The 18,083-nt window shown below is 59.1% G+C and carries 12 protein-coding genes; 2 read left to right on the top strand and 10 right to left on the bottom strand.

What is annotated here, in order from left to right; all coding sequences use genetic code 11:
• Positions 1-241: 241 nt before the first annotated feature.
• The 7 genes from BSF40_RS23735 to BSF40_RS23765 all read right to left on the bottom strand — a co-directional run bounded on the left by BSF40_RS23735 (position 242) and on the right by BSF40_RS23765 (position 7,750).
• Positions 242-1,894 (bottom strand): BatD family protein, encoded by a 1,653-nt coding sequence (locus BSF40_RS23735; RefSeq protein ID WP_095967016.1) that lies wholly within the window; start codon positions 1,892-1,894, stop codon positions 242-244.
• On the bottom strand, positions 1,891-3,630 hold the full coding sequence (locus tag BSF40_RS23740; protein WP_095967017.1) for a VWA domain-containing protein: 1,740 nt from the start codon (positions 3,628-3,630) through the stop codon (positions 1,891-1,893). Before BSF40_RS23740 ends, BSF40_RS23735 begins: the two co-directional genes overlap by 4 nt.
• Positions 3,627-4,709, bottom strand: coding sequence for a VWA domain-containing protein (locus BSF40_RS23745; RefSeq protein ID WP_095967018.1), 1,083 nt, complete (start codon positions 4,707-4,709; stop codon positions 3,627-3,629). Before BSF40_RS23745 ends, BSF40_RS23740 begins: the two co-directional genes overlap by 4 nt.
• The gene (locus BSF40_RS23750; RefSeq protein ID WP_095967019.1) at positions 4,702-5,196 is read right to left on the bottom strand and encodes a DUF4381 domain-containing protein; all 495 of its coding nucleotides are present in this window, start codon (positions 5,194-5,196) and stop codon (positions 4,702-4,704) included. Before BSF40_RS23750 ends, BSF40_RS23745 begins: the two co-directional genes overlap by 8 nt.
• Positions 5,193-6,137: a DUF58 domain-containing protein gene (locus BSF40_RS23755; RefSeq protein WP_095967020.1), complete on the bottom strand. Its 945-nt coding sequence runs from the start codon at positions 6,135-6,137 to the stop codon at positions 5,193-5,195. Before BSF40_RS23755 ends, BSF40_RS23750 begins: the two co-directional genes overlap by 4 nt.
• Before the next feature lie 5 nt (positions 6,138-6,142).
• On the bottom strand, positions 6,143-7,102 hold the full coding sequence (locus BSF40_RS23760; RefSeq protein WP_015095342.1) for a MoxR family ATPase: 960 nt from the start codon (positions 7,100-7,102) through the stop codon (positions 6,143-6,145).
• A gap of 294 nt (positions 7,103-7,396) precedes the next feature.
• Entirely contained in the window at positions 7,397-7,750 is a 354-nt protein-coding gene (locus BSF40_RS23765; protein WP_095967021.1) for a hypothetical protein, read from the bottom strand.
• Between the two features lie 321 nt (positions 7,751-8,071).
• Here BSF40_RS23765 and BSF40_RS23770 point away from each other — a divergent pair, with 321 nt between their 5' ends.
• Together BSF40_RS23770 and BSF40_RS23775 are read left to right on the top strand one after the other, a co-directional pair.
• A complete protein-coding gene (locus tag BSF40_RS23770) occupies positions 8,072-9,892 on the top strand; it encodes a S8 family serine peptidase (RefSeq protein WP_095967022.1) in 1,821 nt (606 codons plus the stop codon).
• 593 nt (positions 9,893-10,485) lie between these two features.
• On the top strand, positions 10,486-15,381 hold the full coding sequence (locus BSF40_RS23775; RefSeq protein ID WP_095967023.1) for an NAD-glutamate dehydrogenase: 4,896 nt from the start codon (positions 10,486-10,488) through the stop codon (positions 15,379-15,381).
• 853 nt (positions 15,382-16,234) lie between these two features.
• On the opposite strand, the gene BSF40_RS23785 is transcribed toward BSF40_RS23775, so the two are convergent.
• The 3 genes from BSF40_RS23785 to BSF40_RS23795 all read right to left on the bottom strand — a co-directional run bounded on the left by BSF40_RS23785 (position 16,235) and on the right by BSF40_RS23795 (position 18,028).
• Complete coding sequence (locus tag BSF40_RS23785; RefSeq protein WP_095967025.1) at positions 16,235-16,942, bottom strand: ATPase; 708 nt, start codon at positions 16,940-16,942, stop codon at positions 16,235-16,237.
• Positions 16,943-17,170: 228 nt separating this feature from the next.
• On the bottom strand, positions 17,171-17,581 hold the full coding sequence (locus tag BSF40_RS23790) for a cupin domain-containing protein (protein WP_095967026.1): 411 nt from the start codon (positions 17,579-17,581) through the stop codon (positions 17,171-17,173).
• A 153-nt stretch (positions 17,582-17,734) separates the two neighbouring features.
• Positions 17,735-18,028, bottom strand: a complete 294-nt coding sequence (locus BSF40_RS23795) for a putative quinol monooxygenase (RefSeq protein WP_095967027.1) — start codon at positions 18,026-18,028, stop codon at positions 17,735-17,737.
• Positions 18,029-18,083: the final 55 nt, after the last annotated feature.

Here is an 18,083-nt window from a genome sequence, read left to right on the forward strand (position 1 = left end):
AAGGGGGGAGAGTTTACTGGTAAACCGGTCGGGTGTGGTTGCACACCGAATTTCTTGTGGTATGGAGTTCTGTGGCGAGGGAGCTTGCCTGTGGCGAGGGAGCTTGCTCCCGTTGGGCCGCGAAGCGGCCCCCCTGATTCCTTCAGGCATACCGAGCTGTAAGGATTTACGGCCGCTTCGCGACCGAGCGGGAGCAAGCTCCCTCGCCACAGGCAAGCCCCCTGGCCACAAGGATCGGAATTTACTTGGGATAAAGCGGCGGCAACCCACTCTCGCCAACCACATCCTGCACCCGTTCGGCCATCGGGATCGCCTTGATCGCCCGCCACAGCTCGTCACCTTGCCAGTACTGGCCGGTTTCGCTGTAGAGCGCGCCGTTCAAGCCGTCGAGGGCATTGGACAGGGGCACGAAGCGGGCGGCCATGTCGGCCAGGGTTTCCGGTTGTTGCCGGGCCCAGGCGTCGAGGGCCTGGCGGGTGGCGTGGGAATCATTGGCCAGGCAGGCACGCTTGAGGTCGTCGAGTACGGTGCGCGGGCTCGGGCCGGTTTGGGCGGTGCGCGCCACCGCCGGTTGCCAGCGGCCACGCCACCAGAGGCCGAAGCCGAGCAGGGTGGTGCAGGCCAGAAACAAGGTGCTGAGCTTCCAGCGCCACAGGGCTTCGCTGTCGGCGCTGGCCTGGACCGCAGACGCGCCGGCCGGGGTGTCGACCACCAGGCTCGGGTTGGCCGCCACGTGCAGCGTGCGGGCAGGCAGGCTGCTGTGTTCCAGATGGTCTTCGAAAGTGTTCCACCAGACTACGTCGACGGTGGGCAGCTCGATGGCACCGGTCCGTGTCGGCACCAGGGCCTCGCGGTCTTCACGGCTGCCGACCAGGCCGCGTTCGCTGTTCTGGTTGCCGAACACCGGTTGATCCGGGTAGCGGCGCAGCCCGCCGACATCGGTGCCGGGCAGCGGTGGCAGTTGGCTGCTGGACAAGCCTTCGGCCGTCACCGTCAGGCTGCGGGTCAGTGAATCGCCGACCTGGGTGTGGTCCGGCTCCGGGTTCCAGCTTTCGCTCAGGGTCAGGCTGCGCGCAGGCAGCCAGGGGAGATCGGCCGGCCAGGTGATGGGTTTGGCCTTGACCGTCAACAGCAGTTCGGTCGAGGTGACGCGCATCAGCTTGCCGGATTTCGCTCCCTGGGCGGCGCTGTCCTGTACCGGTTGTGCGTCGACCAGCGCCGCGTTGAAGATCTGTGCCGGAATGATCAGTTCGCCACTGTGTTGCGGGTAGATCGCGTAGCGCATTTCGATCACGCCGTGGCGTAGGCCATCGATGTCTTTTTCGTAGGTGCGTGAGTCGCCCAATTGTTCGATGCGTGCGTCAGGTATCTGCAAGGGTGGCAGGCTGCTGTCGTCGTACAGCGACACCGAGTGGTAGATGCGCAGGGTCAGGACGGCCTGGGCCTGAACGTACACGCTGGTTTGATCGAGGCTGGCATCGATGAACACCGGGGCGCGTTTGTTCGGGGTGTCCGGTGTTTCGCTCTCGACCACTTGCAGGGTGATCGGCTGGCTCTGCAGTTCGCCCAGTTGCAGTGGCGCAATCACGACGCTGCCGTTTTGCCGCGGCAGGAGGGTGATGATCCAGCGCGTGGCGGCCTGGTTTTCACCGCTGAGGGTATTCAACTGGTTGACCTGGCGGGTGCCGCGCACTTCGAACAACGGCTCCAGGGGTGTCAGGTCGGGTTTGCCGAACTGTGTCACGTCGGTGGACTCCAGGGTCAGCTCGACCGTCTCGCCTGAGCTCAGGCGAGTGCGGTCCACACTGGCGGCCAGCTCTGCAGCCTGCGCCTGGATAGAGCAGAGCAACAGGCCGTGCATCAGCGCGAGCAATAAAACGGTGAAGCGGGTCATCGAGTTTTTTCCTGATCCTGATGTTGTTGCTGTTCGTACCAGAATTTTCGCCGCAGCAGCTCACCGGGGTCATCCGGAATCTGCCGCAACCACTGCTCCAGTGCCTGACGCTGTTCACCTTCGATACTGTCGGTGGCAGGGCGCAAGGGCGGCGTGGTGTGTTGTTCGTCGCCTAACTCGCTGCCGGGCACTTCATTGGCACCCGGTCTGGGCGGCGACACCGGCGGTTGCGCGGTGTTGGAGTCGGCCGGCGGTTCCTGCGCCTGCGGCTCACCGTTTTCCGAAGACAGCGATGAAACACCAGGTGGAGTCTGTTGTTGCATGGCCTGGGGTTCGTCGCTGCCAGAAGGGTCCGGTTCCGGGGCGGGCGAGCTGTTTTTCTGCTTGAGCAGCTCCTCTACCAGCGCCTTGTTGGTCAGCGCCGGGCGCAAATCCGGTTGACGTTCCAGAGCCTGTTCGTACGCGTCCAGGGCCGCCTCCAGCTCACCGCTTTTGGCCAGGGCATTGCCTCGATTGTAGTGGGCGTGGGCATCGTTGCCTTCTGCGAACCGCTCGGCGGCGCGGGCATAGTCTGCGGCTTCATAGAGCGCCACGCCTTGCCACTGATGGTCTTCGAAGCGCCGCGCGGCTTCGGCCGGGCGCTTTTGCTTGAGCAGGTGTACGCCTTGTTGGTCGGGACGCAACCACAGGTCGACGAGGTCGAAGGCGTAGCTCGGTTGAGGCAGCGCCAATAGCAGCGGCAGGAACAGCAGCCAGCCACGACGTCCCGCGCAGGCCGCCAGCAACAGGAGCGGTAGCAACAGCCAGTAACCCTGATCGGCCCAAGTGTCCAGGCGCAGGGTCTGACCATCGTTGCGCAGGTGGCGTGGGCCGTCGAACAGGCCAAGGGCATGCAGGTCACTGTCGTCCAGGCGTGCCTGGCGAAAGCTTCCATCCAGGTCGTTGGCAAAACTTTTCAAGCCTGGCTCGTCCAGGCGCGGCACGAGAATGGCCCCTTGTTCATCCTTGAGGAAACTGCCGTCCTCCTGGGTGATGGGCGAGCCTTCGGCGGTGCCGATGCCAAGCATCAGAAATTGAGTCGATTTGCCGTTGAGCGCGTGACGAATGCCCAGCCGTTCCTGTTCGGTCAAGGACGAACCGATCAGCAGGATCCGGCCGTCGCCCAGCGCCGCTTGTTCGAGCAGCGCCAGCGCCTTGAGCACCGCCAGATCGGCGCGATGCCCGGCCTCTGGCATCAACGACGGCTTCAGTGCGTCCAGCAGATTGCGGCTGGTGGACAGATCATCCGACAGCGGTACCAGCGTGTGGGCACTGCCGGCGTAGACGACGATGGCGGTTTGCGCGTCGCTGCGAATCTGCAGCAGATCGAACAACTTGCGTCGAGCCTGTTCAAGCCGGTTGGGCATGACGTCGGTGGCGAGCATTTCCGGGGTCAGTTCGAGCACCACCACCAGCGGGTCGGCGGGCTTTTGACTGGTCTGCTCGACACGCTGCCAGCCCGGACCGAGCAGGGCGAGCACGGTCAACAGCCATGCCAGACCGAGGGCGATCCAGGGCAGTTTACTGTCACGGCCACTGCCGCCACTGAGCAGTGCGGCGTGAAAGGCCGGTGGTAAAATCATTTGCCAGCGCCCGGCGCGCTTCTTGCGGTGCCAGAGTTGCCAGAGCAACCAGCCAAGCACCGGTAGCAACAGCAGCCACCAGGGGCGGAACCAGTACGGCCACAGCGCACTCATCGACGCCTCCGCAGGCGCAGGCGTTTGAGACGCTGACGCCAGTCAGGCAGCAGTTGGGTTTGCAAGAACAGGTCCTTGGTAAACAGGCGTTGCAAGGGGTTGTCCGGCCAGAGCACGGGGGCCACCAGGAGCATGCTCAACCACAGCGCCAGGGCGAGTGGCCAGTGGTACAGCGCTTGAGTCGGGCGGGCCTGGGTGGGTTGCTGGGCCACGGGCTCCAGTTGGTCCAGGGTGTCCTTGATCGCCTGCAGCTCTTTGCCGTCGCGAGCACGGAAATACTGGCCACCCGTGGCCTCGGCGATGGCCTTGAGGGACGGTTCGTCCAGGTCCAGGCTCGGATTGACGCCGAGAAAGCCGACCGTGCCACTTTGCTCTGGATCGGCGCCGATGCCGATCGGGTAGATTTTCACGCCTTCCTTGGCGGCGAGTCGCGCTGCGGTGAGGGGGTCGATTTCACCGCCATTGTTGGCGCCATCGGTCACCAGGATCAGCACGCGGCTGGTGGCCGGACGCAAACGCAGGCGCTTGAGGGCCAAACCGATGGCATCGCCGATGGCGGTGTTTTTGCCGGCGATGCCGATGCGCGCCTCGTCGAGCCAGACGCGCACGGTGTGGCGGTCGAAGGTCAGCGGTGCCTGCAGGTAGGCCTGGCTGCCGAACAGGATCAGCCCGACCCGGTCACCTTCGCGGCTTTCGAGAAAGTCTCCGAGCAGATGCTGGACCAGTGACAGGCGACTGATGTCTTCGTCCTGCCATTGCATGTCAGGGAAATCCATGGACCCGGAAACATCCACTGCCACCAGCAGGTCACGTCCGCTGGCGGCAATTGGCATGGGTTCGCCGAGCCACTGCGGGCGAGCCGCCGCGACCAGCAGCAACAGCCACAGGAGGATGAACGGTGCCTGCTGGCGCCAGGCTGGCAGGTTGGCCCGGGCGCGTCGCCCGGCGAGACCTTCCAGATCGCTGAGGAAGCTGACCTTGAGTGCCGGTTCACCACTGTCGGCCACCGGCAATACGATGCGCATCAGCCACGGCAGCGGCGCAAGGGCAAAAATCCACGGCCAGGCGAATTCAAACATGTTTGCGAATCCACGTTTCGACGGCTTGGGTCAGGCCGGCGATGGCCTTGTCGTCGAGTTTGCATTCGGGTTTGTAGGCGCCTTCGACAAGCACCATCCAGCGGGTCAGGCCGGCCGCCGGGCAGCGATTGTCGAGGAACGCCAGCCATTTGCGGCCGTTGAGGGTGTGGCTCTGGCTGTAAGGATAATGGTTGCGGCACAGGCGCTTGAGCAAGCCGTTGAGTTGCTGCAGCCAGGCACCGGCCGGCGCACCGTCGTAAGGCTTGGGCATCAGTGCCAGCTCGGCCAGGGCCGCAAGGCGTACCGGGTCAAGCGGCTGTTCGGCACGTACCACGGGACGTTTGTGTGGAATGAAGCGACGCAGCTTCCACAGGCCCAGACCGATCAGCGGGATCACGAGCAGCAGTAACCACCAACCCGGTGCCGGAGGCCAGAATTGCACCGGTGGCGGGGATATCAGCGGTTGCAGTTGATCAAGGCTGCTCATCGGCCTTTCCCCGGTTTCTGTGGGTTCAGGTATTCGCGCAATTGCTCGACCATCTCGCTCTGAGTGCTCAACGGCATCATCAGCACCCGTAGTTTCTGCGCGAGCAGTTCCCAGCGGGCGATACGTGCTTCGGCCTGGGCCCGGTAAGTCTGGCGCAGATCGAAATTCAGCGTGTCGAGTTCCAGTTGTGCGCCGCGTTCGGCGAAACGCAACAGACCTGCGGCGGGCAGGGCATGATCCAGCGGATCGGACAACGGCAGCAGCAACAGGTCGCAGTGGCGCGATAACAGGCTCAGCTGTTGCTCGGCGCTGTCCGAAAGGGCGCGTTCGTCGCAGATCACGATCACCAGACTGCCAGGGCGCGACACTTCCCGGGCACGGCGCAGGGCAATGCCAAAGGCGTCGCGGTCCGGCTCGCTTTCGCTGTTGAGCGAGTGATTGACCCGCACCAGCCGGTTGAGCAACTGCAGCAGGCTTTGCTTGCTGCGCCGAGGCTTGATTTCGTAGTGTTCGTTGTCGCCATACACCAGCCCGCCGACCCGGTCGTTGTGCCCCAGTGCGGCCCAACCGATCAGGCTCGCGGCCTGGGCGGCGAGCACCGATTTGAACATCAGGCCCGAGCCGAAAAACAGCCGGCGGCTTTGTTCGACCATGATGAAGATCGGTCGCTCACGTTCTTCGTGGAACAGCTTGGTGTGGGGTTCCTGGGTGCGGGCAGTCACGCGCCAGTCAATGGTGCGCACATCGTCGCCGGCCTGATAGACCCGCACCTGATCGAAGTCGACGCCACGTCCGCGCAGTTTTGAATGGTGCAGGCCGATCAGCGGGCTGCGCTGGCTCGGCGTGGAAAACAATTGCACTTCACGCACGCGATGGCGCATCTCGATCAGGTCGGCGAGGCTGACACGGATGCCCGGCTCGGGCGGCAGGCTGGCGTTCATCGGGGTCAAGCGACGGCTACGACGTCGAGAATCCGCTGGACCACCCGGTCCTGATCGATGCCAGCGGCTTCGGCTTCAAAGGAAAGAATGATGCGATGGCGCAACACGTCGAACAGCACGGCCTGGATGTCTTCGGGGCTGACGAAGTCGCGGCCGGCCAGCCAGGCGTGGGCACGGGCGCAGCGGTCCAGGGCAATCGAACCGCGCGGGCTGGCGCCATAGGCGATCCACTCGGCCATCTCCGGGTCGAACTTGGCCGGGATGCGGGTGGCCATGACCAGCTGCACCAGGTATTCCTCCACGGCGTCGGCCATGTACAAACCGAGGATTTCCTTGCGCGCGACAAAAATCGTCTGTTGAGTAACCCGACGCTCAGGCTTCGCTTCGCCGTTCAGGGCTTCTCCACGGGCTTGCTGCAGAATCCGGCGCTCGACAGCGGCATCGGGAAAGCCGATTTTCACGTGCATCAGGAACCGGTCAAGTTGGGCTTCCGGCAGCGGATAGGTACCTTCCTGCTCGATGGGGTTTTGCGTGGCCATCACCAGGAACAGCGGCGACAGCTCATAGGTGCTGCGCCCGACACTGACTTGCCGCTCGCCCATGGCCTCGAGCAAGGCCGACTGAACCTTGGCCGGGGCGCGGTTGATTTCGTCCGCCAGTACCAGGTTGTGGAAGATCGGCCCTTGCTGGAACACGAAGCTGCCGGTTTCCGGGCGGTAGATTTCCGTACCGGTAATGTCGGCCGGCAACAGGTCGGGGGTGAACTGGATGCGGTGGAACTGGGCCTCGATGCCTTCGGCGAGTTCTTTGATGGCCTTTGTCTTGGCCAGGCCAGGGGCGCCTTCGACCAGCATGTGGCCGTCGGCGAGCAGGGCGATGAGCAAGCGCTCGATGAGTTTTTCCTGGCCGAGAATCTGCGTTGAAAGAAAGGTTCGCAGCGCGAGCAGCGCTTCACGATGTTCCATCGATGACTGTTCCTGCAAAAGGGTGGCCGAGGACGTTCGAAAATGCGCCAGGGCTGGGGGCGTTACTTTAATCCATCGCGGGGGGCGGCGACTAACGGCATTTTGTGCAAAGTGCAGGAAATGGTTGGTAATCGTTGTAGGAACTTTCTACAGGTTTCAGGCTGGTGGTGTTCTTTCGGGCCTCTTCGCGAGCAAGCCCGCTCCCACAGTATCGGTGGCGGGCTTGCGATCTGCGTAACACATCAGGACCCTGTGGGAGCGGGCTCGCTCGCGAAAGCACCCGCCCAGACACCATCAAATCTGACTGATATAGGTGCCAGTACCCTTGAGAATGTTCTGCAGGGTTTCTTCCACTTCAGCCAGATCCGTCATGTCGGCATCAAAGGTGATCTCCAGCACATCATCCCCATTGAGCGCATCGGCATCTGCCGCCGCAATTTCAATCTTCAGCAGGGAAGGGCTCAGGGTGACTTTCACGCCCTCCAGGGTCGAAGGCTCGCCGTCGAGGGTGATTTCCAGTTCGTCTTCGTCCGGGTAACGGCTCATCAGGAACATTTCGCCCTGTTCGCTGTGGCAGCAGAGCATGGCCATGTTGTCTTCTTCGTCATCGCATGGGTTGACGATCAAGAGGGCGGTTTTCATTTTCATGGGGATTTCCTGGCTCGACGAGCGCTGCGAAGACAGACAAGGGCACAATTCTGCCAGCCTTTAAAAAATCCTGCTCGGCTACAGGGCCTTTTGCGTAGCGATAGCAATAACAACGAGACGTCTCTGTGCAATTGTCTTCAGTCTATGTGACCAGTCGTCGGCACTGTTATTTTTGACAGTAGCCACTCTTCGGATTGCAGCATTCACTGTAGGCCGAGCAATCAATGAATAGCAGTCGAGTTTGCATTGTGTTGCATGGGTCAGTGTTGGTGTTGCTGGAAAGTGCTTTATTGATTTTTGCAACAGTTGCGAGGTATAGACATGAAGTCGATGAATAAATGGCTGGGTGCTATGTTGTTCTGTGTTGCTTCGTTGCCTTTGCTGGTGAATGCGGCCGCTCCTGATTATTCGCGTGTGATGATATTGGTTAAGCGCGGTGTTTTATCTTCGGAAAGTCATGATGAATCGTTAAAGACACTCAGGCTTATTGTGCCTGATATGCGGCCGCTGGTTCCAGCTTCCCGAGAGAGAACCAATGCCCAGTTACAGGCACTGCAGAGACATCGATTGGATCGTTACTTCATGGTTGATACCCACCAACTGACTGAAAATCAGGCTGAGTCATTGCTTGATAAATTAAGACAGAATCCTTTGGTCGAAAGCGCCGAGTTTGAACCGCGTGTAGAAGGGATGCATGAAGATAATGGTAAGCCTATTAAAAAGCTCGCGCGCAAAAGTATTCCTGACTTCACGGGTCAACAAAACTATCTGCAAGGCAAAGCTACTGTAACCCCCTATAAGATTGGTGGCGTGAACGCGGTTGAAGCCTGGAAAGTTTTGGGTGGCAAAGGCCGCGATATGCAGGTGGTCTCCGCAGAAGTAGATCGATGGGCGAGGGAACATGTTGATTTGCCAAAAGCTAATCTGGAAATTGATGTTGGGGCCGTAACAGGCTCTCATGATACGGCCAGTGCAGGCATTATTGCATCACAGGAAAATGGCTTTGGCACTACCGGGATTGTTCCCTGGACCAAGCTCGGTTATTTGCACTGGGGTACGGACAGATTGCTCCAGTTGGCGGATAAGCTAGGTGAGGGTGATGTAGTGCAGATAGGTGTTCAAATCAGAAAAAAGGAGCCTTTTAGTCAGGTTGGCTGCACGGTTAACTGTTTTGTGCCGATCGAAGAAAATAGAACGGTGCGCGATATTATTTCTTATCTTGTTGAAGAAAAAGGCGTGCATGTGGTGGAGGCTGCGGGGAATGGCAACATAGATTTGGATCATTCATTTTTCAATGGCTACTATGATCGTAATTTTTTCGATAGCGGTGCAATTTATGCGGGGGCTGTTGACCCAAAAACTGGCCTTAGAGCGAGCTATTCCGACTACGGAAGTCGCGTCGATTTATTTAGTTGGGGTTACAATGTCACAACGACAGCATGGAGTGTGAACAATCCAATCACGGGCTATACGCATACGTTTAGCGGCACCTCTTCAGCGAACCCAATCATTGCCGGTGTTGTTGCCTCGTTACAAGGAGTAGCCCGCGCCAAGGGACTAGGCAATATTCCACCGAAAGAACTCCGTAAACTCCTTGTCGAAACAGGCTACCCGCAGATCAACGGCGATAGTGCAGAAATAGGCGTTCAACCCGATCTGGAGGTCGCAATCCAGAAAATGTTGGAGGACAAACCGCCTGCAGGACGGCTTGCCGTGCCAGAGGAAGTAGCATCGGGCGAGATATTCAGCGCACATGTCTATGCGGGGTCTCCAGCAAACAAGCCCCTGAATTATCTTTGGACCGCCACCGGATTCGAGCCTTCGAGAGGTGATACGCAATCGATGTCCTTCAAAGCGCCGACAGTCACTGCGGATACTAGAGGCACCCTTTCTGTAGCTGTTTCTGATGGCGCGCATACCATTACGCTAACCGAGCATCTCAATATCAAAGCACCTGCCGGGGGCGGTGAGTGCGGCGATATCCCGACCTGGGATGCCAGTAAAAAATATGTAACTTATGACGAAGAGGTGGCGTACAAAAGGAAAAAATACAAACAAAACTTCCAGAGCGAGAATAAGCCACCGGATCTCTATTCAGCTCCGTGGGGAGAGCCTTGGCAGCCAGGGGTTGATTGCCCATAACAAGGCAGTTTGTTGTCTCTGCCGAAATCTTGAACCGCCAGTGAGCACTGAAGTCCCCGTGCTCACTGCCACCTTTGACTCGCTCATCTTCGTTGATCACTGCACCTGACACCAACAAGCCTCATTCCCCCCCCCCCAAAAAAAACTCTGCTCGTCCGAGCGGCCATGCTCATGTAGTGAACAATCAGTGTGTTACCGGTCATTTCTGGTGCGAAGGTCCCGTAAATGCGGGTGCAAAGCCGTCATTTTCCTGTACGACTGCTAGTGTTGTTCGATACGCATGCCTTGAGCAGCGTGCCGATGACCGAATATGTCGCAGCACCGCAAGCACGGGCCTTGCCGCACTGGTTAAGCTGCGCAACCAATGGATACCTGTAAAGACATTGGAGCAACCTGTGGCCAGTCGTTTTTGCAGATGCCCATTCACGGAAGGTGAATGTGACCTGAGTGTCTCGTCCAGCTTCACCCACCTGTCACCCTGTTTCCTCTGCCCGAGAATCAGGAACCGGGTGACGGCTAGCTTTGAAACGTAGCCCCGAAAGGGGTTTCGCGCGACGCTTCCATCAATAACAAGCCCAAGCGGAGTACCACAGATGGCGTTCTTCACCGCAGCCAGCAAAGCCGACTTCCAGCACCAACTGCAAGCGGCACTGGCGCAGCACATCAGTGAACAGGCACTGCCACAAGTGGCGCTGTTCGCTGAACAATTCTTCGGCATCATTTCCCTTGACGAGCTGACCCAGCGTCGGTTGTCCGACCTTGCTGGCTGCACCCTTTCTGCATGGCGCCTGCTTGAGCGCTTCGATCACGCGCAACCGCAAGTGCGCGTCTTCAACCCCGATTACGAACGCCACGGCTGGCAGTCGACCCACACGGCGGTCGAAGTGCTGCACCACGACCTGCCATTCCTGGTGGACTCGGTGCGTACCGAATTGAACCGCCGCGGCTACAGCATCCATACCCTGCAAACCACCGTGCTGAGCGTGCGTCGTGGCAGCAAGGGCGAGTTGCTGGAAATCCTGCCCAAGGGCACCCAGGGCGAGGACATTCAGCAAGAATCGCTGATGTACCTGGAAATCGACCGCTGCGCCAACACCGCCGAACTCAATGTGCTGAGCAAAGAGCTGGAGCAGGTGCTCGGTGAAGTTCGCGTGGCGGTCGACGATTTCGAGCCGATGAAGGCCAAGGTCCAGGAGATCCTGAGCAAGCTGGACAACAGCCAGTTCGCCGTCGATGGCGACGAGAAGAGCGAAATCAAGAGCTTCCTGGAATGGCTGGTGGGCAACCACTTCACTTTCCTCGGCTACGAAGAGTTCGTGGTCAGCGACGAAGCCGATGGCGGCCATATCGTCTACGACAAGGACTCCTTCCTCGGCCTGACCAAGCTGCTGCGTGCCGGCCTGACCTACGATGACCTGCGCATCGAAGACTACGCCGTGAACTACCTGCGCGAACCGACCCTGCTGTCGTTCGCCAAGGCCGCGCACCCAAGCCGTGTACACCGCCCGGCTTACCCGGACTACGTGTCGATCCGCGAAATCGACGCCAACGGCAAGGTCGTCAAGGAATGCCGTTTCATGGGTCTGTACACCTCGTCGGTGTATGGCGAGAGCGTGCGGGTGATCCCGTACATCCGCCGCAAGGTCGAGGAAATCGAACACCGTTCCGGCTTCCAGGCCAAGGCTCACCTGGGCAAGGAGCTGGCGCAGGTGCTCGAAGTGCTGCCGCGCGACGATCTGTTCCAGACTCCGGTGGACGAGCTGTTCAGCACCGTGATGTCGATCGTGCAGATCCAGGAACGCAACAAGATTCGCGTGTTCCTGCGCAAAGACCCGTACGGCCGTTTCTGCTACTGCCTGGCCTACGTGCCGCGCGACATCTATTCCACTGAAGTGCGCCAGAAGATCCAGCAAGTGCTGATGGATCGCCTGAAAGCCACCGACTGCGAGTTCTGGACCTTCTTCTCCGAGTCCGTGCTGGCCCGCGTGCAGTTGATCCTGCGCGTCGACCCGAAAAACCGCCTCGACATCGACCCGCTGCTGCTGGAAAAAGAAGTGGTGCAGGCCTGTCGCAGCTGGCAGGACGACTACGCCGCACTGACCGTCGAGAGCTTCGGTGAAGCCCAGGGCACCAACGTGCTGGCCGATTTCCCGAAAGGCTTCCCGGCCGGTTACCGCGAGCGTTTCGCCGCGCATTCCGCTGTGGTCGACATGCAGCATCTGTTGAGCCTGAGCGACAAAAACCCGCTGGTGATGAGTTTCTATCAGCCGCTGGGCCAGGTCGCCGGTCAGCGCCAGCTGCATTGCAAGCTGTACCACGCCGACACGCCGCTGGCACTGTCCGACGTCCTGCCGATCCTGGAGAACCTCGGTCTGCGCGTGCTGGGCGAGTTCCCGTATCACCTGCGTCACAGCAATGGCCGCGAATTCTGGATTCACGACTTCGCGTTCACCGCCGCCGAAGGCCTGGAACTCGACATCCAGCAGCTCAACGACACGCTGCAGGACGCGTTCGTCCACATCGTGCGTGGCGATGCCGAGAACGACGCGTTCAACCGTCTGGTACTGACCGCCGGCCTGCCATGGCGTGACGTGGCGCTGCTGCGTGCCTACGCTCGTTACCTGAAGCAGATCCGCCTGGGCTTCGACCTGGGTTACATCGCCAGCACCCTGAACAACCACACCGACATCGCTCGCGAACTGACCCGGTTGTTCAAGACCCGTTTCTACCTGGCGCGCAAGCTGACCAGCGATGACCTGGACGATAAGCAACAGCGTCTGGAACACGCGATTCTCAGCGCCCTGGACGACGTCCAGGTACTGAACGAAGACCGCATCCTGCGTCGCTACCTGGACCTGATCAAGGCCACCCTGCGCACCAACTTCTACCAGACCGATGCCAACGGCCATAACAAGTCGTACTTCAGCTTCAAGTTCAACCCGCACTTGATTCCCGAGCTGCCCAAGCCGGTACCGAAGTTCGAAATTTTCGTGTACTCGCCACGCGTCGAAGGCGTGCACCTGCGCTTCGGCAACGTTGCCCGTGGCGGCCTGCGCTGGTCCGACCGTGAAGAAGACTTCCGTACCGAAGTGCTGGGCCTGGTAAAAGCCCAGCAAGTGAAGAACTCGGTGATCGTGCCGGTGGGTGCGAAGGGCGGCTTCCTGCCGCGTCGCCTGCCACTGGGCGGCAGCCGTGACGAGATCGCGGCCGAGGGCATCGCCTGCTACCGCATCTTCATTTCGGGTCTGCTGGACATCACCGACAACCTGAAGGACGGCGCACTGGTACCACCTGCCAACGTCGTGCGTCATGACGACGATGACCCGTACCTGGTCGTGGCGGCGGACAAAGGCACCGCGACCTTCTCCGACATCGCCAACGGCATCGCCATCGACTACGGCTTCTGGCTGGGTGACGCGTTTGCCTCCGGCGGCTCGGCCGGTTACGACCACAAGAAAATGGGCATCACCGCCAAGGGCGCGTGGGTCGGCGTACAGCGCCACTTCCGCGAGCGCGGCATCAATGTCCAGGAAGACAGCATCACCGTGGTCGGTGTCGGCGACATGGCCGGTGACGTGTTCGGCAACGGCTTGCTGATGTCCGACAAGCTGAAGCTGGTCGCGGCGTTCAACCACCTGCACATCTTCATCGATCCGAACCCTGAGCCGGTGTCGAGCTTCGCCGAGCGTCAGCGCCTGTTCGACCTGCCGCGTTCGGCCTGGTCGGACTACGACACCAGCATCATGTCCGAAGGCGGCGGTATCTTCTCGCGCAGCGCGAAGAGCATCGCGATTTCCCCGCAGATGAAAGAGCGCTTCGACATCGAGGCCGACAAACTGACCCCGACCGAACTGCTGAACGCCTTGCTCAAGGCACCGGTGGATCTGTTGTGGAACGGCGGTATCGGTACGTACGTCAAGGCCAGCAGCGAAAGCCACGCCGATGTCGGCGACAAGGCCAACGATGCACTGCGCGTGAACGGCAACGAACTGCGCTGCAAAGTCGTGGGCGAGGGCGGTAACCTGGGCATGACCCAACTGGGTCGTGTGGAGTTCGGCCTCAATGGCGGCGGTTCCAACACCGACTTCATCGACAACGCCGGTGGTGTGGACTGCTCCGACCACGAAGTGAACATCAAGATCCTGCTGAACGAAGTGGTTCAGGCCGGCGACATGACCGACAAGCAGCGTAACCAGTTGCTGGCGAGCATGACCGACGAAGTCGGTGGTCTGGTGCTGGGCAACAACTACAAGCAGACCCAGGCCCTGTCCCTGGCAGCCCGTCGCGCCTTGCCGCGGATTGCCGAATACAAGCGCCTGATGAACGACCTGGAAGGCCGCGGCAAGCTGGATCGTGCCATCGAGTTCCTGCCGTCGGAAGACGCGATCAACGAGCGTGTCGCGCAAGGCCATGGCCTGACCCGTGCCGAGCTGTCGGTATTGATCTCCTACAGCAAGATCGACCTCAAGGAGCAGTTGCTGGGCTCCCTGGTGCCGGACGACGACTACCTGACCCGCGACATGGAAACCGCTTTCCCGCCAACGCTGGTGAGCAAGTTCTCCGTGGCCATGCGCCGTCACCGCCTGAAGCGCGAAATCGTCAGCACCCAGATCGCCAACGACCTGGTCAACCACATGGGCATCACCTTCGTTCAACGACTCAAAGAGTCGACCGGCATGAGCCCGGCGAACGTGGCCGGTGCCTACGTGATCGTGCGTGACATTTTCCATCTCCCGCACTGGTTCCGTCAGATCGAAAACCTGGACTACCAGGTTGCCGCCGACGTGCAACTGGAGCTGATGGACGAGCTGATGCGCCTGGGCCGTCGCGCTACGCGCTGGTTCCTGCGTGCCCGTCGCAACGAGCAGAATGCTGCCCGTGACGTCGCGCACTTTGGTCCGCACTTGAAAGAGTTGGGCCTGAAGCTCGACGAGCTGCTCAGTGGCGAGATCCGTGAAACCTGGCAGCGCCGTTATCAGGCCTACGTCGAAGCCGGTGTGCCGGAGCTGCTGGCGCGTATGGTGGCGGGTACCTCGCACCTGTACACCCTGCTGCCGATCATCGAGGCTTCCGACGTGACCGGCCAGGATCCGGCTGAGGTGGCCAAGGCTTACTTCGCCGTGGGCAGCGCGCTGGACATCACCTGGTACATGCAACAGATCAGCGCTCTGCCGGTTGAAAACAACTGGCAGGCCCTGGCCCGTGAAGCGTTCCGCGATGACGTCGACTGGCAGCAACGCGCGATCACCATCTCGGTCCTGCAACAGGGCGACGGCACCCAGGACGTGGAAACACGGCTCTCCCTGTGGATGGCGCAGCACGAAGGCATGATCGAACGCTGGCGCGCCATGCTGGTGGAAATCCGTGCCGCCAGCGGCACCGACTACGCCATGTACGCGGTGGCCAACCGCGAACTGCTGGACCTGGCGTTGAGCGGTCAAGCGGTAGTGCCTGCCGCCGTCGCCGCCGAGCTGGAACCGGCGGCCTGATCAGGCGTTGAATGAAAAAGCCCCGCATCGAAGGATGCGGGGCTTTTTTTTAATGGGTCAAATCACCACACACTGCTATTTCAAGTGTAGGGTGTAGTGCTTTGAGGGGTGGCCACGTTTCTTTCAAGAATGTGCAGTTTGAATAAAACCTGGTGACCCGCCAGGTCGTGGAAGCAATAACGGTTCACCTGAGCGCCCCATAGCATTTTTTTGATAACGCCTGCATTGCGTGCCTGCAAGTAAACGGTCTGATTGTCGCTGTCGAAATCATCTAGCGTGACAGTCTTGAAACTTTCATTCAGCAAGTTAAAAGAAGTCGTATCACCTCCCGCCGCCGGAAGCGCTCCGAGGAAACCTTGGGTGCTCTTGCTGAAGTAGTTGTTGTAGTAGGGCTCGCTTAAAATCTGCAGATTGTAGTAGTCGTCATAGCACCTGAAATGCACCACTATCCCTATGCTGTTTTTATTTTTAGAGGTGACGCCCAAGGGTACCATTTTCTGTAAATCAGCGGAGTAGACTTCTGCAGTCGTAATCAAGTGTTTGTGTGGGCCATCTTCATCGTCTTGCTGAAAATGCCTGTCGCTTAATACCCTTTCGAAAAAAGTCATGGGGCTCCCTTCGCAGGTCAAGCACGCTATGAAGGATCTTTCCTCATCTTTGCTCATATATCAATCCATTATTTAAAGTTTAAAAGGTGGCTGTTCCGTGCCGAACTTAAAATAACTTTAATTGGTTTGTTTTACCTTGGTTATTTGTTTCGCAGTGCTACACGGCCCGCTCCCATTTCCTGATCTACTGTGGGAGCGAGCTTGAGCGTGCCTTTAGGCGTCAGAAAGTCTGGAGGGCGATAACGTCAGTAGTGGTTTTGCTCTGGCGTGTTGTCAATCATCGAGAGGCTAGTCGGTTTGCTAAGCAAACTATTGAGCGACTGGTCGAACTTCTGCAGCGCCCTGACTTGCACATTCTGTTGTTCATTGATGTCTGCAACTATGTCTTCACTACGTTTGTAGTCAGCCCACACGGGACTGAGTGCTTTGGCGTCATGCCCTTGTGCAGTACCGATATAGTTAAAGTTCTTGTCGTAAAAGTCCGCACTGACATCTGACTGGATGTCTGAACTGCGCGATGTCATCAGTTGGCTGCGGGTGTCGATCACTGCCATCACGTCCGGCTTCGCTGCCCTGAGGCTCTGCATGTCCGGATACACGGTCACCGAACCGAATTGCCGCTGCAGGGAGGCCTTGACCCAATCCACGGCCATGTCCGGCCTGGAGGTGGCTACATAGGCGTCATGAATCGGCTGTACCAGCAGGCTTTGGCCGAAACCGGTGCCGGCGTTGGCCTGGTAGTCCCGCAGATAGGCGCGGTTCGTCTGGGTATTCTGACTGTAGATAATGCCCAGCGAGACATGGCTGCCGTTGGTAATCAGGGTGGCACCACTGCGGCCTACCGGTTCGGTGAACATGCCATTGAGCGAAGAGATCGCCGTTGGCGCAGTCGGGATCGAGCAACCAGTTAAAACTACCGTTATGGTCAACGTACTGACAAGTGCAAGTTTCATGGTGTTTCTCCAGTGAAACAGTTTGGTCGACAGTTGATGTTGCCGGTGTTGTGCCGACAGTGACTCAAGACTAAACCCTGGATGTTTTATTGAAACAGCCAATGTTCGAACTTATCCGGTGGCCAATAGTTTTGTTTGGCTTAACAGCTTGCGGTTAATTGCCTCGGGAAATAAAAAGGCCCGAATTCGCCATTCGAGCCTTTTTATTTATGGCTGTACGTTCAGTCATCAGTTTTCCAATGGGATCAACACTTTCTCGTCCGGGGCTAATACCATGAACACCAACAGCTTCGCCGGTTTGGTTGTACTGGCGTTTTTCGAGACCAGGTGTTCCGAACCTGCGGGTTCGTACCAATACTCACCGGCCTTGTAGGTAACCGCTTTTTCGCCTTTCACCTGAGAAGTGATCGATCCCGAAAGCACATAGGCCATGGCCGTGCCGTCGTGCTTGTGGGCGATGGACGATTGGCCTGGCTGGTAGTCAACTTCGATCATCAAAGCCTTTTTGCCGGGAGCATTTTTCAGCATCTGGTCCTGCAAAACAGTGACCTTTTCCGAAGGGTCATGGGCAAAGGCCGAAGCGGACACAATCATGGCCAGAGCGGCGAGGGAGGTAGCACAGCAACGCAACATGTTCATGGTTCTTTACCTGCGGTGGTTAGTTGTTGCAAACCACAGTAGTGCGCAAGCGGTAGCGGTTAAACAGCCAATATTGCGGAAGGCGAGGGGACCAAAGCAAAGATCGCAGCCCGTGCAAGCGCTGCCGCAGGCTGCGATCCTTTGATCTTGTTTTCAGACGATCGGAAAACTGTTGAAGTCCACGGCATTGGCCAGTTGGCTGTCGATCAGGCTAATGAAACCCTGGACTTCGGGGCAGTTGAAATGGGATTTCATGGCCGCTTCCGATTGCCAGCGGGCGCTGACGGTCCAGCGATTGCTGTCCTCTGGGCAGCGGTCGACCATATAGGATTCGCAGCCCGGTAGTTCACGCAGGGTTTCGACAATCTTTTGCAGTTGCTTACCCAGTTCATCCGAGCGGCCGGCGGCGGCCTGTACCTGTACGGTATTGATCACTTCATGGGACATTGCTCACACTCCTGAATCAGGCCGGACGAATCCTGCTCATTGAGGGTTAACGCCT

It is taken from the genome of Pseudomonas sp. ACN5 (genome assembly GCF_002303975.1).
In the GTDB taxonomy this organism is placed as follows: domain Bacteria; phylum Pseudomonadota; class Gammaproteobacteria; order Pseudomonadales; family Pseudomonadaceae; genus Aquipseudomonas; species Aquipseudomonas laurylsulfatiphila.

Excerpts from the sequence above, each read along its gene's own strand:
- BSF40_RS23735 (WP_095967016.1), bottom strand. The coding sequence starts at position 1,894 with ATGACCCGCTTCACCGTTTTATTGCTCGCGCTGATGCACGGCCTGTTG.
- BSF40_RS23740 (WP_095967017.1), bottom strand. The coding sequence starts at position 3,630 with ATGAGTGCGCTGTGGCCGTACTGGTTCCGCCCCTGGTGGCTGCTGTTG.
- BSF40_RS23745 (WP_095967018.1), bottom strand. The coding sequence starts at position 4,709 with ATGTTTGAATTCGCCTGGCCGTGGATTTTTGCCCTTGCGCCGCTGCCG.
- BSF40_RS23750 (WP_095967019.1), bottom strand. The coding sequence starts at position 5,196 with ATGAGCAGCCTTGATCAACTGCAACCGCTGATATCCCCGCCACCGGTG.
- BSF40_RS23755 (WP_095967020.1), bottom strand. The coding sequence starts at position 6,137 with ATGAACGCCAGCCTGCCGCCCGAGCCGGGCATCCGTGTCAGCCTCGCC.
- BSF40_RS23760 (WP_015095342.1), bottom strand. The coding sequence starts at position 7,102 with ATGGAACATCGTGAAGCGCTGCTCGCGCTGCGAACCTTTCTTTCAACG.
- BSF40_RS23765 (WP_095967021.1), bottom strand. The coding sequence starts at position 7,750 with ATGAAAATGAAAACCGCCCTCTTGATCGTCAACCCATGCGATGACGAA.
- BSF40_RS23770 (WP_095967022.1), top strand. The coding sequence starts at position 8,072 with ATGAAGTCGATGAATAAATGGCTGGGTGCTATGTTGTTCTGTGTTGCT.
- BSF40_RS23775 (WP_095967023.1), top strand. The coding sequence starts at position 10,486 with ATGGCGTTCTTCACCGCAGCCAGCAAAGCCGACTTCCAGCACCAACTG.
- BSF40_RS23785 (WP_095967025.1), bottom strand. The coding sequence starts at position 16,942 with ATGAAACTTGCACTTGTCAGTACGTTGACCATAACGGTAGTTTTAACT.
- BSF40_RS23790 (WP_095967026.1), bottom strand. The coding sequence starts at position 17,581 with ATGAACATGTTGCGTTGCTGTGCTACCTCCCTCGCCGCTCTGGCCATG.
- BSF40_RS23795 (WP_095967027.1), bottom strand. The coding sequence starts at position 18,028 with ATGTCCCATGAAGTGATCAATACCGTACAGGTACAGGCCGCCGCCGGC.